Source organism: Megasphaera geminata F0357 (assembly GCF_000239275.1).
GTDB classification, from domain to species: Bacteria; Bacillota; Negativicutes; order Veillonellales; family Megasphaeraceae; genus Megasphaera; species Megasphaera geminata.
This window is the reverse complement of sequence record NZ_JH417580.1, coordinates 19720-34323: the sequence shown is the minus strand read 5'-3', so window position 1 is coordinate 34323 and position 14604 is coordinate 19720. Positions and strand designations below refer to the sequence as shown.

Here is a 14604-nt window from a genome sequence, read left to right as displayed (position 1 = left end):
TCAGTCGTCCAATTTGAAAATTTTACCGGGATTGAGTATATTATTCGGATCCAACGCTTTCTTTATCGCTTTCATCATAGAAAGTTCAACGGGATCCGTGAACCGTTCCATTAAGCCGCGGCGTTTGTAACCGATGCCGTGCTCGCCGGAGAGGCGTCCGCCGAGACTGTAAACATAGGTGTATAATTCCGCCTGGTTATTGGCGATGCGTTTTTCCCACTCTTCATAAGGGATATCTTCGTTTTTTAAAATATTCAAATGAATATTTCCGTCGCCGGCATGGGCCGCAATCCGGGTAATGAGATTATATTTTTGGGCCTGAGCGAGGATGAAATGCAAAAGCTCGGGTTCTTTGTCGACAGGAACGACAAGGTCTTCCTTGCAGACGATCAGGCTCTCGGCGCGCACTGCTTCGGCAAAGGATTTACGCGCTTTCCAAATGCGCTCGGAGTCGGCGACGAGCACTTCGGCAGCCCCCCGTTTTGTGCAAATTTCATCGAGGCGCATTATTTTATCGTCCAGGTCGTCTTCAGTTTCACCTTCCAGTTCGATAATAAGATGATTTCCGACGTCGCTGCCGGGAAGTGTCGTCTGTAAGAACCGTTCTACCGAATGAAGCGTAATATTATCCATAAACTCAACGCATGTCGGCGTGATATGTTTTTTTAAGATCTCTTTTACCGTGTCTATGGCCGCATCGGCGCTTTGAAACACGGCGAGAATATCAATCTTGCAAGGTAATTTCGGCAGGAGTTTAATCGTTGCTTTCGTAATGATGCCTAACGTCCCTTCCGAGCCGATAATCAGCTGATCCAGGCAGTATCCTGTGGACTGCTTTTTTAAACGGCTGCCGAGCTGTACAATTTCGCCGAGAGGGTTGACGACAGTGACTGCATAAATCTGGTGACGTGTCGTCCCGTATTTCACGGCTCGGTTACCTCCGGCATTAGTGGCGATGTTGCCGCCTATCTGACAGGAGTCGCCGCTGCACGGGTCGCCTGCATAAAACAGCCCTTTCGCTTCAGCCTGCCCGCTGTAAATCGGATGTCCGTACACCCGCTTCAACAACCGCATACAATGCGTCTTCATTGATTTCCTCTATACGGTTCATCTTTTCGAGCGATACGACGAGACCGCCATAGATGGGGACGGAACCGCAGGCAAGGCCCGTGCCGGCGCCGCGGGGAACGACAGGAAAATGTTCTTTATTGGCAAGCTTGACAATAGCTGCCGTTTGTTCCGTTGTCTCCGGCAGGACAAGCGCGTCCGGCAGGCGGTGATAGGCCGGGTCCGTCACTTCATCGTGTGCGTACGGTTGCAGGCGGTCTATATCGGTAATAACGTTCTTTGCGCCTGCAATCCGTTCTAATTCGGACAGGATTGCAGGTGTCAGTGTATTATATTTCATCCTCGTGTCGCGTCCTTTCACATCATCAGGTAGTATCTTTATTATAAAAGAGACGGTCCCGTTTTAAAAGAGAAAAGTAAAGGTGTGCATAAATATAAAAATAAACCGTGTAGGCTGCGGCGGCAGGCTTTATCAGGGCTGCAATTAATGATATACTGATAATTACATTAATTGAAACGGTAAAAGGAGTGACACCATGGCTGAAGTCAGAAGGCGCCGTCCCGGTCGGAGGAAGACCGTACGCCGTCGTCGGCCGAAAAGACGGGAGACATCCGTATATAAACGTATTATTATCGGTATTCTCATCATAGGCGGGCTTTTTCTCCTGAATCGTCTTTATCTGCTTTGGGAAATTCACGGCGACATGGAAGCGACTGTTAAACAGGAAGAGGAGCTGACGGAAGAGAATCGGGCCTTAAAAGCGGAAAAGGATAAACTCATCGATCCGGAGGAATTAATCAATAGGGCCCGTACGCAGTTCGGTCTTGTCAAACAGGGAGAAATCCCGTATAAACAGTAAGGGCGGGCCGGTGCCTATGTTAAAATATTAATTGAATTTTTCACATCTTATAGTATAATAATTAGTAAATATTCGGCGTTTATGCCCAAGGAGGATTAGTACACAGGATGGCGATTGAAGCAGAGAGTATGCTGGAAGGTATCGTTACGGGGATTACGAATTCGGCGCTTTTATTGAATTACCTGAAAAGAAAGTCGGTCTCGTACATATTTCGGAAGTAGCCGATGAATATGTAAAAGATGTCCATGACTTCTTACAGGTAGGCGATAAGGTGGCGGTTAAGATAGTATCCGTTGATGACAAAGGCAGGATCGGGTTATCTATCAAACAGGCTCAGGCGCCGACGGAACGTAAAGAAATCCGGACGAAACCGGAATTTCGTGAGCGTAAATTCGATTCTCATCGCCGTTCTAACGGAACGGCATCGTTTGAAGACCGGTTGAGCAGGTTTTTGAAAGAAAGTGATGAACGGCTCATGGATTTGAAGCGGAATACAGAATCCAAGAGAGGCGGCCGCGGAGCGCGTCGCGCCGACTGAGCCGGCAGGAACGTCGGGCAACGGGAGTATTCCTGAGGGAATGCTCTTTTTGTTTTCTTATTTATGAACCGGGAGAATATCTTGTGATGACAGATACGGAATACGCCGTTGTGGATATCGGCTCTAATTCACTGAGGCTCATGCAGGGAATATTCAAAAAAGGACAGTGGCGGTTTTATCCGAAGCGCCTGGCGACGACCCGCTTGGCAAAGGGGTTGAACGAATCGGGGCATTTGTCTCCCGAAGGCATCGTTAATTCTTTTGCCGTCATGGAGGAGTGGAACCGTGACCTGCAGGGGATTCCCGTTTGTGCCGTCGCCACGTCGGCCGTGCGGGAAGCCAGAGACGGACAGGCTTTTTTGGCGGAAGTGCGGTGGCGCTTCGGCTGGCATTGCCGTATCGCTTCCGGGGCGGAAGAAGGGGCGCTGAGCTTTTGCCGGGGCTGTTTCAACGATCCCTGCCGGTACGGTTGTCGCCGTTCTTGATATCGGCGGGGGCAGTACGGAAGTGGCTCTCGGCAAAGACGGTCATGTGACCTGGTCGCACAGTTATCCTTTAGGTGCAGTGCGGTTGACGGCGGCGGAACAAATGGGGATTCGGGAATTGAAAGAAGTCCGGAAACGATGTGACGAAACATGGCTGCGGCAGCCTGTAAAACCGGAGAAATTAATCGGTGTCGGCGGTACTCTTACTTCGCTGGCGGCCATTGATGCGCGGATGGACGTGTATGATCCGGAGCGGGTGGACGGATATGTTCTTTCCAAAACCGATTTGGCGGGGTGCCTTCACCGGCTTGCTTCCATGAGCGATGGGGAACGCAAACATGTGCCCGGTCTTATGGCACAACGCAGTACGATTATTTTGGCGGGCCTGGTTATTGCCGAATCGTATATGGATTACTATAGTATTGATGAAATTACAGTGAGCGAACGGGATTTGCTGGAGGGCGTCTTCTATAAACAGGCCTTTTACGATTCCTGCCGTATATATAAACCCTGATTATGACGATCTTAGAAAAAGTTAAGTCCTTTTGTCATCATGAAGGGCTGCTTAAAGAGGGGCAGACCGTAATCGTTGCCTGCTCCGGCGGTCCTGATTCGATGACGTTGCTCCATATACTGGGAGCCCTGAAAAAATCATATAACTTACAATTAATTGTTGCGTACGTTCATCACGGCTTGCGGGCCGCAGCGGCTGCGGAACTGAAATTTGTCGAGGCGGCGGCTGTAAAACAAAACGCTGTTTTTTGCAGCACATATGCCGATGTAAAGGCCTTAGCCGAAGCGGAAGGCCTTTCCGTGGAAGCTGCCGGGCGAGAGGTTCGCTACGCTTTTTTTGCGGACCTTGCCGGAAAGTACGGCTCTTCCGCCGTTGCAGTGGGCCATCATGCCGATGATCAGGTTGAGACTGTGCTTTTGCATCTGATTCGCGGCGGCGGCACGGGCGGGGCGACAGGTATGCAAAGTAAAAACGGACATATTATCCGCCCTCTTTTATGTTTGACCCGTCAGGAGATTTTGTCGTATATAGAAGAAAATCATCTTTCCTGCTGTTTTGATGAAAGCAATGCGAGCCGGGAATATCCGCGCAATCGTATCCGCCTGGATGTGGTACCTCTGCTGCGCTCGTATAATCCCGGTATTGCGGCCGCGTTCGGACGGTTTGCCGAGATCGCCGGGAGTGAGGATGACTGTTTAACCGTGCAGACAGAGCGCCTTTTTAAAGAACTTGTCTGTCTTGATGACGTATATCGCCTTGCCGTCGCTAAGGCTGCACGACTTCACAAAGCGTTACAGCGGCGGCTTGTCCGCCGCATCTGCGCGGCTGTAAAGGGCAACGATAAAGACCTTACCTTTGATTTTACGGAAAAGGTATTGGCTCTGATGCGTAAACAGAGCGGCCGGCAAGTACACATGAAGGAGATAACCGTCTACAGAAGCGGTGCCTATCTGTGTTTTACCGGCCCCGGCGGGCGTGATGAACCGGTCGGCACGGCCTTGCCGGGCGACGTCGGCGTTACCGGTACGGGCACATACGAATTGAACGGCTGGAAACTGACCGTTCAAAAGGTTTTGACGGACGGATATACATTGTCGGCAAACGAATTTTTTCTGGCGGCCGATCCGGCTGAGAAACCGCTGACGTTCCGTTACCGGCGCGGCGGAGAAATAATCAATATAGGCGGCGCATACCATAAAACCTTGAAAAAATATTTGATTGAAAAGAAGATACCGGCGGAACGAAGGGGACATATACCGCTGCTGTGCGACGGCGATACCGTTTTGTGGCTTTGCGGCTGCAGTGCGGACATTACGCGGCCTCTCGCGCTCAAAAAGGGGCCGCTGGTATGTACTGTTTCGGGAGGAGACGACCATGCATAAGGATTTGGAAAAAATATTGTTAACCAGGGAAGAAATCGCTGCACGCGTGCGTGAGCTGGGAGCACAGATTACTGCGGATTATGAAGGAAGATCCATTTTGCTCGTTTGCATTCTTAAAGGGGCGGTAACATTTTTTTCCGATTTGGCCAGAGAAATTAAAGTTCCTGCAGAATTCGACTTTATGGTATGTTCCAGCTACGGAGACGCTACCGATTCAAGCGGCTTCGTGAAAATCCGCAAAGATTTGGACAGTGATGCCGCAAATAAAGATGTACTTATCGTTGAAGACATTATTGATACGGGTACGACCTTGAGCCGGCTTAAACCGATCTTGGAAGATCGCGGTGCAAAATCCGTTAAAATAGCGACAATTCTTAATAAGCCGTCGCGCCGTAAAGCCAACGTGACCGTCGATTATAACGGCTTTGAGATCCCTGACGCTTTTGTCGTGGGATACGGCCTTGACTACGCCGGGCGGTACCGCAATATCCCGTACATAGGCATTCTCAAGGAGTCTGTTTATAAGGCCCGCATATTGTGACATCGGCTTAAGTATGGTAACATAGGAATGTCCACAGTTTTACTGTAGAAACGAAGTAAGAGAGAAAGGAGCAGTATTTTGAGTAAATTTGTTCGCAATGTCGGCTTATATTTACTTCTTATTGTTGTGGCGGCAAGTATCATCGATGCCGTTGTCAGCAGTAGACCGGATAAGTCTGAAATTACATATACGAATTTTATGGCTCAAGTGCAGCAGAAGAAGGTCGATTCCGTTCAGATTACGGCAGACCACGCTATCACCGGCCAGCTGAAAGACGGTGCGTCCTTTACAACCTATGCGCCTACTGATGCGGCGTTGATGCCGGCGCTTAAAGACGCGGAAGTCAATGTCGTGGCTAAACCGCCTGAACAGCCTTCCTGGTGGATGAATGCGTTGGCGTCGATCGTGCCTATTCTCATCCTTGTAGCCGTATTTTTCTTTTTTATGCAGCAAACACAGGGCGGCGGCAGTCGCGTCATGAATTTCGGCAAAAGCCATGCCAAAATGCACGGTGAAGGAAAGGTGAAAGTGTCCTTTAAGGATGTCGCCGGTGCAGATGAAGCAAAAGAAGAATTATCGGAGATCGTGGAATTTTTGCGTAACCCCGGTAAATACAATACTATTGGCGCTAAAATCCCCAAAGGGGTCCTTCTCTTCGGACCGCCGGGCACGGGGAAAACATTGCTTGCCAGAGCCGTAGCCGGTGAAGCGGGCGTGCCTTTCTTCAGTATCAGCGGCTCCGATTTCGTGGAAATGTTTGTCGGCGTCGGTGCGTCCCGCGTACGCGACCTTTTCTCGCAGGCGAAGAAAAATGCGCCCTGTATTATTTTTATTGATGAAATTGACGCGGTCGGACGCCAGCGCGGCGCCGGGCTGGGCGGCGGCCATGATGAAAGGGAACAGACGTTAAACCAGTTGCTCGTTGAAATGGACGGTTTCGGCGCCAATGAGGGCATCATTACGATTGCCGCAACGAACAGACCGGATATCCTTGATCCGGCGCTTTTTCGTCCCGGCCGGTTTGATCGGCAGATTACGGTAGACCGTCCGGATCTTCAAGGCCGGGTCGCTATTCTTAACGTCCATGCCAAAGGCAAACCGCTGAGCAAAGACGTCGATTTGAAAACAATTGCCAAGAAAACGCCCGGATTTACCGGCGCCGATCTCAGCAATCTGCTGAATGAAGCGGCTCTCCTGGCTGCCCGTGCGGATAAGAAGATCATCGGCATGGCCGAACTGGAAGAAGCAAGTGAAAAAGTTGCCTTCGGTCCGGAACGGCGCAGCCATGTTATCAGTGAAAAAGAAAAACGTTTGACGGCAATTCACGAGTCGGGCCACGCGCTCGTCGCATACCTGCTTCCCGAAGCGGATCCCGTGCATAAAGTCACGATTATTCCGCGCGGCCGTGCAGGCGGCTATACGATGATGTTGCCCGAAGAAGATCGTTCGTATGAAACAAAGTCTTATTATCTTGCGCAGATTCGTGTTGCTTTAGGCGGCCGGGCGGCTGAAGAAATCGTTTTTAACGAAATCAGCAGCGGAGCGTCCGGCGACCTGCAGAGCGTAACTCGTATCGTCCGTCAGATGATCACCCGTCTCGGCATGAGTCCGAAACTCGGGCCTATGGTTTTCGGTGAACAGCAGGACCAGGTATTTCTCGGCAAGAGCCTCGGGCATGAACGCAATTACGGTGAAGGCGTAGCCGAATTGATTGATTCGGAAATGCATGATATGGTAACGCAGGCGTACGATGATGTTATCAAAATGCTTACGGACCATCGTGATGCCTTGAACAATATGGCGGCGGCCCTGATGGAAGTCGAAACGATCAATCATAAACAAGTGGAAAATCTCATTACATACGGATCTCTTGAAAATCCGGAAGAGCAAAAGGAAGAAGCTGCCGGACCGCAGGTAGGACCGGAGCCTGAAGCGGAAGAAACGAACCCTGCGGCAAAGCATGTCAGTCCCTGGGGCAATGAGCTGTCTTCACCGCAACAGGAAGCGACAGTTGTTTCCAAAGAAACGGAATAAAGTAATACACCTCGTTCCGGCGAGGTGTATTTTTCTTTGCCCCTTCCAAGAAAAAGGAGGCGGAAAAAGGCGGGGCGGCTCAAAGGCATACACATGATGTCGTCGGCAGGACAGGATCATTTTTTGTGTTAATTCAGGTATGAATACGGAAGGGTTTTATCTTTTACTGAATATGATAAAATAGGGCTTGAAATGGTCTTGTTCAATTTGCTTCGGAGGGGTGGCCTATGCGTCAGGATATTTTAGAGTATTTGCTGGAACATCGCGGCGAGTTTGTTTCAGGTCAGAAGTTGTCCGATGTGTTGGGAATTACGCGTACTGCTGTTTGGAAGCATATTTGCACCTTGCGCGAAAAGGGATATGTTGTCGAATCATTTACAAAAAAAGGCTATCGTCTGACCGGGGTGCCTGAATTACTTGATGCGGACGCCGTTTCGGTATCCTTACACACAAAGAGTATCGGCCGGACAATTGTTTATCGTGAGCGGGCGGATTCTACCAATACGTTGGCTAAAGAGCTTGCCGACAAGGGGGCCGTTGAGGGGACGGTCGTTACGGCTGAAGAACAGTCGGGCGGGAAAGGGCGCCTTGAACGGTCGTTTTATTCGCCTTACGCCAAGGGACTTTGGTTTTCCGTCATTTTACGGCCGCCTTTTCCGCCGATAGAAGTTTCCAAGATAACCTTGCTTGCAGCTGTTGCCGTAACGCGTACCCTGCATCGGTTCGGCCTGGCCGGCTGTGTCATTAAATGGCCGAATGACCTATTGGTCAACGGCAGGAAGATCGTCGGTATTTTGACGGAGCTCAGTGCGACAATGGAACAAGTAGGCTACGTTGTCCTGGGCATAGGAATTAATACAACCGTTACGCTTGATGAAATGCCGGAAGAAATACGGGCCGGCGCGACCAGTTTTGCCGCTGAAGGCATTATCGTAAGCCGTAACGAGTTGTGGCGGGCCGTTATGGAGTCGCTGGAGAAGTACTATGAAAAAGCGAAAAAAGAAGGATTTTCATCAATTCTCGACGAATGGCGCATCTTGTCATCCACATTGGGAAAGACTGTTGAAGTTACCTTGCCGCGGGAAACACTTATCGGCCGGGCCGTTGATATTGACGGGGACGGGAATCTGCTCGTCATGAGTGAGAAGGGAATGGAGCGTGTTGTCGCCGGCGATGTGCGCGTACGGACAAAATAATTGTTAATGCAATTATTCGCTTGTTAAGTTGACAATAAAGCCGCCTGTTTGATAAGATGGAGTTAACGTATCGTTCAGGAGGTTTTTATGTCTATCCGTACTATGACAGCCATTGCGATTTTTGCGGCCCTTATAGCGGTTTTTTCTCAATTTTCCGTGCTTATCGGGCCGGTGCCGCATACACTGCAGATTTTTGCTGTAACGCTGGCCGGTATTGTATTAGGGGCGAAGCGCGGGGCGTTCGCCGTTTTGATTTGGATCCTTTTAGGCGCATTCGGGTTGCCTGTCTTCGCTATGGCACAGGGGAGCCTGTCTGTTGTTTTCGGACCGCTTATCGGCTTCTTTTTCGGTTTTATCGTTCATGCATGGATATGCGGCCGCGTACGGGTAAAGAATTTTTTTGTATCCTTCCTCGGCGGCGCTGTTTCGCTTGCGTTCGTCTACTTCCTCGGCGTCGCCGGGTTTTGGGCGGAATACAATTATATCCTCGGCAAGTCCCTGTCCGTGGGTAATGCTTTTGCGGCCTGTGCCGCCCCTTTTATTATTTTTGATTTACTTAAACTGGCGGCGGCCGTCGTTGCGGGCCGCCGCATTTTAAAAATCCTGGCAAAGGCGGGTATTGATTTAAGTTGAAAAGCTGTTCTTTTTCGCTGAACTTTGTTATAGTAGTAACGATATAAATCGAAGTATAGGGAGAAGGAACAGCATGTTACTGGTTATTGATGTAGGCAATACAAATATAGTTCTCGGTATTTATAAAGGAACGGAGCTCCTGGATCACTGGCGAATATCTACGGACCGTCTTCGCACGACCGATGAGTACGGAGTATTGATCCGCAATCTTTTCTTTTGGAACGAAATCAGTGCCGATTCCATCGATGCGGTTATCATTTCTTCGGTAGTGCCCCCGATTATGCCGACGCTGGAACGGATGTGTCAACGTTACTTCGGTATTTCACCGCTTGTCATCGGACCGGGTGTAAAGACGGGTATGGATATCCGTTATGACAATCCGCGGGAAGTCGGTGCCGACCGCATTGTCAATGCCGTGGCAGCATATGATAAATATGGCGGCCCTGTAATCATTGTCGATTTCGGTACGGCGACGACGTTCTGTGCCGTTGACGGCAAGGGTGCTTATTTGGGAGGCTCCATCTGCCCGGGCGTCGGCATCTCGACGGAAGCGCTTGTCCAGCGCACGGCTAAACTGCCCCGTATTGAATTGCGCCGTACGGACGGCGTTATCTGTCATAACACGGTAGAAAGTATGCAGGCCGGTGTTTTTTACGGGTTTGTCGGGCAAGTGGAAGGGATTGTCGCACGGATGCGCAAAGAATTGGGAGGAAACGCAAAAGTGGTGGCTACAGGCGGCCTGGCTGTCGTCCTTTCTCCGGCAACCGGCGCGATCGATGTCGTTGAACCGATGCTTACCCTGGAAGGGTTGAGAATTATTTATGAACGGAATTGTTAAACCGTTGCGTATAGGCTCGGTAATTATAGATTCACCGCTGCTCCTGGCCCCCATGGCGGGAGTTTGTGATTTACCGTTCCGCGTCATTGCCCGCCGCTATGGCGCGGCTTTAGTTTGTACGGAAATGGTCAGTGCTAAAGGGCTGGCCTACGGTAATGAACATACGCGGGAAATGCTTTCTATAGACGCGGGAGAACATCCGCTGTCCCTGCAAATTTTCGGCTCCGACCCGGAGATAATGGCGAAAGCCGCCGTTGCGGCGGAAGAAAGCGGCGCCGATATTATTGACATTAATATGGGCTGTCCTGTTCGCAAGGTCGTGCAGAACGGAGAAGGGGCGGCTCTGATGAAAGACCTTCCTCTGGCGGAAAAAGTTGTTAAAGCCGTCGTTGCCGCCGTATCCGTCCCCGTAACCGTGAAGATGAGAACCGGTTGGGATGATTCGTCCTTTACGGCTCCCGAACTGGCCGTACGGTGCGAACAGGCGGGTGCGGCAGCCGTTGTCGTGCACGGCAGAACGCGGGAACAGTTTTACAGCGGTAAAGTCGATATAGAAAAGATTGCGGCTGTTGTCGCCGCCGTGTCCATACCCGTTATCGGCAACGGCGATATTGCGGACGGCCCTGCGGCGGGGGCCATGTTTGATCATACCGGTTGTGCCGGTATTATGATCGGGCGGGCGGCCCGGGGGAATCCCTGGATTTTCAGAGAAATTGAAGCATATCTTACGAGCGGCGCGGTTATAAAGGCGCCGACAACGGCGGAACGCTATAAGCTGCTTTCGGAACACTTCGAAAGCCTGCTGAAATTTAAAGGTGATTATATAGGACTTCGCGAGATGAGGGCACACGCTTCCTGGTATACCCGGGGCATGTTCGGTTCGGCCGCCTTGCGGGACCGTTTTAACCGGGCCGCGTCACCGGAAGAATTTCGTTCCCTTATTCGCCGGGCGGCAGGTGACGGAGACGGTTCGGACGGGGTATACTGATTGACATCAGGACGCTATAAGAATATAATTATACATACTTGCGTACTATATAGATTTCAGGGATAGAGCTTTTTCAGGACAGCCGTTCCTGTCTACAATCATACAGATAAAAGGAGCATTCAATTCATGGCTAATGAAACACTGATCACTGCGGCAGGGCTTGAAAAACTGAAAGAAGAATTAAACGAGCTTAAATCGGTTCGCCGCATTGCCGTTTCGCAACGTATCAAAGAAGCGATCGCGCTAGGCGACTTGAGCGAAAACTCCGAATATGACGACGCCAAAAATGAACAGGCGTTTATTGAAGGCCGGATTGCCGAGCTGGAAAATAAAATCAGAACCGCAAAAATTATTGAAGAGGCGACTGATGACGTTGCCAGAGTCCGCTTGGGCTCAAAAGTCATTTTGGAAGATGTGGCGACGAAGGATCGGTTTGAATATACGGTTGTCGGCACGGCCGAAGCGGATCCGTTCAATAACCGCATTTCCAATGAAAGTCCTGTAGGCGCCGCCATTTTAGGCCAGAACGTGGATAAGGAACGCCCCGTCGTCGTATCCGTAAAAGCTCCGGCCGGAGAAGTCCGGTACCGTATTTTACCGTTTGAAGCCTAAAGACCGGGAGGATTGAGATGGCTGATCAGGAAAAGAAAGCCGTACCGGCTGCAGAAGAAGAAAAATTAAACGATCAAATGATAGTCCGCCGTGAAAAAATGCGACAGTTTGCCGAAGCCGGCATATACCCGTTCGGCCAGAAATATGAGTGGGATCATCATGCGCGGGACATAAAGGATAATGCGGAGACCTTGGCACAGGACGGCACACATGTGAGTCTGGCAGGCCGTCTTATGGCCCTGCGCCGTCACGGTAAAACCGCTTTCTGCGTGCTCCGCGATTTGAGCGGTGAAATTCAGCTCTATTTCCGTAAAGATGTCGTCGGGGAAAAATCGTATGAACTCTTTAAACTTCTCGATATAGGGGATATCATCGGCGTAGAGGGTGACGTATTCACGACGCATACCGGTGAAATTACGGTACGCGTGGAAAAATGGACGCTCCTTTCCAAATCGCTCCGCCCGCTGCCGGAAAAATTCCATGGCCTTACAGATAAGGAAACAAGATACAGACAGCGGTATCTCGACCTCATCGTAAATCCGGAAGTTACAAAGACTTTCGTCATGCGTTCGCGTATTATCAAGGGTATTCGCGAATATCTCGATAAGAAAAATTTCCTTGAAGTGGAAACCCCGATGCTCCATAATATTGCCGGCGGCGCAGCCGCGCGTCCGTTTATTACGCATCACAATGCGCTTGATATGGATATATACTTGCGTATTGCACCGGAACTGCACTTGAAGCGGCTCCTCGTCGGCGGTCTCGAACGCGTATATGAAATGAACCGCTGCTTCCGGAACGAAGGCATCGATACGCGTCACAACCCTGAATTTACGACGGTTGAACTGTATCAGGCGTACGGTGATTTGGAGGATGTTATTCATATTACGGAAGAGCTCGTTTCCGAATTGGCTGTAAAATTGTACGGGACGACGAAGATTACTTACCTTGATCGGGAAATCGAATTGGCAGCGCCTTGGCAGCGTATGACCATGATCGAAGCTGTTGAAAAATACACGGGTAAAGATTTTTCGAACGTTACGACCGTTGCGCAGGCGCGTGCTGTTGCCGCTGAACTCCATGTCGAATACGGTGAATACGACGGTATCGGTAAGATTATAAACAGCTGCTTTGAAGACTATGTTGAAGAAAATCTTATTCAACCGGTGATTATTACGGGCCATCCCCTGGAAATTTCACCGCTTACGAAGCAGGACGAAACCAATCCGCTTCTCACACATCGTTTTGAAGCGTTCATTTACGGACGGGAACTGGCAAACGGGTTCTCCGAATTAAATGATCCCGTTGACCAGCGCAATCGTTTCCTTAAGCAGATGGAGGAGCGTGCTCACGGCGATGACGAAGCCCATCAGATGGATGAAGATTATTGCCGCGCGCTCGAATACGGCTTGCCGCCGGCCGGCGGTTTGGGTATCGGCATTGACCGGCTCGTTATGCTTCTTACAAACAGTCCGTCTATTCGCGATGTCCTCTTATTCCCCTTGAGCCGTCCTGAACAGAAATAGTTTGCTCGGCACCCCTTGAAGGCTTTCAGAGGGTGCCTTTTTCACATAATGAAGGAGAAAATATGAAACGGCATATTTCCGCCGCCCTGATTTTTTGTATAGTGACCCTGACGACGACTGCATTTGCCGCAACCGGCAGCGGCGACAGGACCGAAAAGGAAATACATTTGTTGAAGCGGGCTTCCGCCGGGCATGGCGATAAGAAACAGAGTCATAATGACAAGGCGGATAAAGAAAAAACAAATTATAAGGTAAAGGCTATCGAGGACTCTTTAAAACGGGACACTTCCTGGCAGAATACTGTCAACCCCAATGGGAAAGCTGTTTTGCCGGAAGGTATCGAAGCGGCGCCCGTACGTCCTCTAAAAGATGAGCTTTTCGTTGTCGGCGGCCTGCGTAAAGGCATGTCTGCCGCTGAAGTGCTGCAAAAGTACGGACAGCCTCAGGAACGGTCCGAAACAACGCATTTTCTTAAACTCGTATATCGTACGGATGATTTGGGAATGCGTGTTGTTTTGCGTAAACCGGTGGCTGAGTCCCTCCGCCTTAATAACATTGATAACGGCGTTATTGAAACGGGCGTTGAATCCGTATTTCTTACGAAAAGCGATACTCTCGTTATAGGGGAAGATATAACGCTCGGCTCGCCTGTCGAGCTTTTAGTGCGCCGTTTCGGCGTACCTGATACTATATTGCGCGACAATGACGCTAATGTTTACTATTTTGTCTACTCGTCACAGGCTCTCCACGAGGATATTATTTTTGCCGTCGGTGACAGAAAAATCCAGCGCGTGGCCATGATGCCGCCGCGCATGCCTTATGCGGCAAAAAACAGCCGTGCCTTGCCGTACGATATGCCGGCCAAAGAAGATTTCACACTCATGGGGTTTGCGCCGGCCGCTCCGTTCACTCAAAACAAATACAACACGTGGCAGACCGTGATCAAACGGGGCCATACCAACTTCTGGCTTTACGGCGATTACGGCGTGGAAGTGGACAGTACGGGTACGGTGCACAATGTTTTTCTCTTATCCAATTCGGCCTTTACGGGCCGCGGCATTACGTTGGGCTACCACGTTTCCACTCTTTTGGCTGCGTACGGTGTGCCTAACCGCATAGATATCGGACCTGATACGGAAGATTCTGTGGACGCATACTATTATGACAGTCCTTTTGACAGGGGCACGTCGCTGGTTTTTATTTTAAAACATGATAAACACTATATAAGTGATATTATTCTGACGGACAGACCGATCAAAGACCTTCAGGATTCTTTAGGACGTTACGATTTAAAGGAAAAAAAGGCTATCCCAAAAGAATATACATAGAACCTTTACTAAAGAGACTCTAATCAAGTATAATAAAACCAAATTAAATCTATCCAATTCT

13 protein-coding genes and 2 pseudogenes are annotated in these 14604 nt (G+C 50.1%); 14 read left to right on the top strand and 1 reads right to left on the bottom strand.

Annotated elements, in window-relative coordinates; translation table 11 throughout:
- Positions 1 to 1408 (bottom strand): annotated as a pseudogene (locus HMPREF0080_RS03630) (FAD-binding oxidoreductase).
- Between the two features lie 196 nt (positions 1409 to 1604).
- Between HMPREF0080_RS03630 and HMPREF0080_RS03625 the strand changes: the two are divergent.
- The 14 genes and pseudogenes from HMPREF0080_RS03625 to HMPREF0080_RS03565 all read left to right on the top strand — a co-directional run bounded on the left by HMPREF0080_RS03625 (position 1605) and on the right by HMPREF0080_RS03565 (position 14543).
- Positions 1605 to 1928 carry an FtsB family cell division protein gene (locus HMPREF0080_RS03625; protein ID WP_006789868.1) on the top strand — a complete coding sequence of 108 codons (324 nt, stop codon included), beginning with the start codon at positions 1605 to 1607 and terminating at the stop codon, positions 1926 to 1928.
- Positions 1929 to 2035: 107 nt separating this feature from the next.
- Positions 2036 to 2466, top strand: a pseudogene (locus HMPREF0080_RS03620) (S1 domain-containing RNA-binding protein).
- A gap of 86 nt (positions 2467 to 2552) precedes the next feature.
- Positions 2553 to 2951, top strand: coding sequence for a Ppx/GppA phosphatase family protein (locus HMPREF0080_RS10690; RefSeq protein WP_006789866.1), 399 nt, complete (start codon positions 2553 to 2555; stop codon positions 2949 to 2951).
- Positions 2920 to 3465, top strand: a complete 546-nt coding sequence (locus tag HMPREF0080_RS10685; protein WP_342610078.1) for a Ppx/GppA phosphatase family protein — start codon at positions 2920 to 2922, stop codon at positions 3463 to 3465. Before HMPREF0080_RS10690 ends, HMPREF0080_RS10685 begins: the two co-directional genes overlap by 32 nt.
- Before the next feature lie 2 nt (positions 3466 to 3467).
- Positions 3468 to 4847, top strand: coding sequence for a tRNA lysidine(34) synthetase TilS (tilS, locus tag HMPREF0080_RS03610; protein WP_006789864.1), 1380 nt, complete (start codon positions 3468 to 3470; stop codon positions 4845 to 4847).
- Positions 4840 to 5388: a hypoxanthine phosphoribosyltransferase gene (gene hpt, locus HMPREF0080_RS03605; protein WP_006789863.1), complete on the top strand. Its 549-nt coding sequence runs from the start codon at positions 4840 to 4842 to the stop codon at positions 5386 to 5388. Before tilS ends, hpt begins: the two co-directional genes overlap by 8 nt.
- 78 nt (positions 5389 to 5466) lie before the next feature.
- Positions 5467 to 7422, top strand: coding sequence for an ATP-dependent zinc metalloprotease FtsH (gene ftsH / locus HMPREF0080_RS03600; protein ID WP_006789862.1), 1956 nt, complete (start codon positions 5467 to 5469; stop codon positions 7420 to 7422).
- A gap of 227 nt (positions 7423 to 7649) precedes the next feature.
- Positions 7650 to 8618 carry a biotin--[acetyl-CoA-carboxylase] ligase gene (locus HMPREF0080_RS03595; RefSeq protein ID WP_006789861.1) on the top strand — a complete coding sequence of 323 codons (969 nt, stop codon included), beginning with the start codon at positions 7650 to 7652 and terminating at the stop codon, positions 8616 to 8618.
- 87 nt (positions 8619 to 8705) lie between these two features.
- Positions 8706 to 9251 (top strand): biotin transporter BioY, encoded by a 546-nt coding sequence (locus HMPREF0080_RS03590; RefSeq protein ID WP_040347110.1) that lies wholly within the window; start codon positions 8706 to 8708, stop codon positions 9249 to 9251.
- 73 nt (positions 9252 to 9324) lie between these two features.
- Positions 9325 to 10089, top strand: a complete 765-nt coding sequence (locus tag HMPREF0080_RS03585; RefSeq protein WP_006789859.1) for a type III pantothenate kinase — start codon at positions 9325 to 9327, stop codon at positions 10087 to 10089.
- Positions 10073 to 11077: a tRNA dihydrouridine synthase DusB gene (gene dusB, locus HMPREF0080_RS03580; RefSeq protein WP_006789858.1), complete on the top strand. Its 1005-nt coding sequence runs from the start codon at positions 10073 to 10075 to the stop codon at positions 11075 to 11077. The genes HMPREF0080_RS03585 and dusB overlap by 17 nt, the downstream gene beginning before the upstream one ends.
- Positions 11078 to 11203: 126 nt before the next feature.
- Positions 11204 to 11689, top strand: coding sequence for a transcription elongation factor GreA (greA, locus tag HMPREF0080_RS03575; protein ID WP_006789857.1), 486 nt, complete (start codon positions 11204 to 11206; stop codon positions 11687 to 11689).
- A gap of 17 nt (positions 11690 to 11706) precedes the next feature.
- Positions 11707 to 13215 (top strand): lysine--tRNA ligase, encoded by a 1509-nt coding sequence (gene lysS / locus HMPREF0080_RS03570; RefSeq protein WP_006789856.1) that lies wholly within the window; start codon positions 11707 to 11709, stop codon positions 13213 to 13215.
- Between the two features lie 62 nt (positions 13216 to 13277).
- On the top strand, positions 13278 to 14543 hold the full coding sequence (locus tag HMPREF0080_RS03565; RefSeq protein WP_006789855.1) for a hypothetical protein: 1266 nt from the start codon (positions 13278 to 13280) through the stop codon (positions 14541 to 14543).
- Positions 14544 to 14604: the final 61 nt, after the last annotated feature.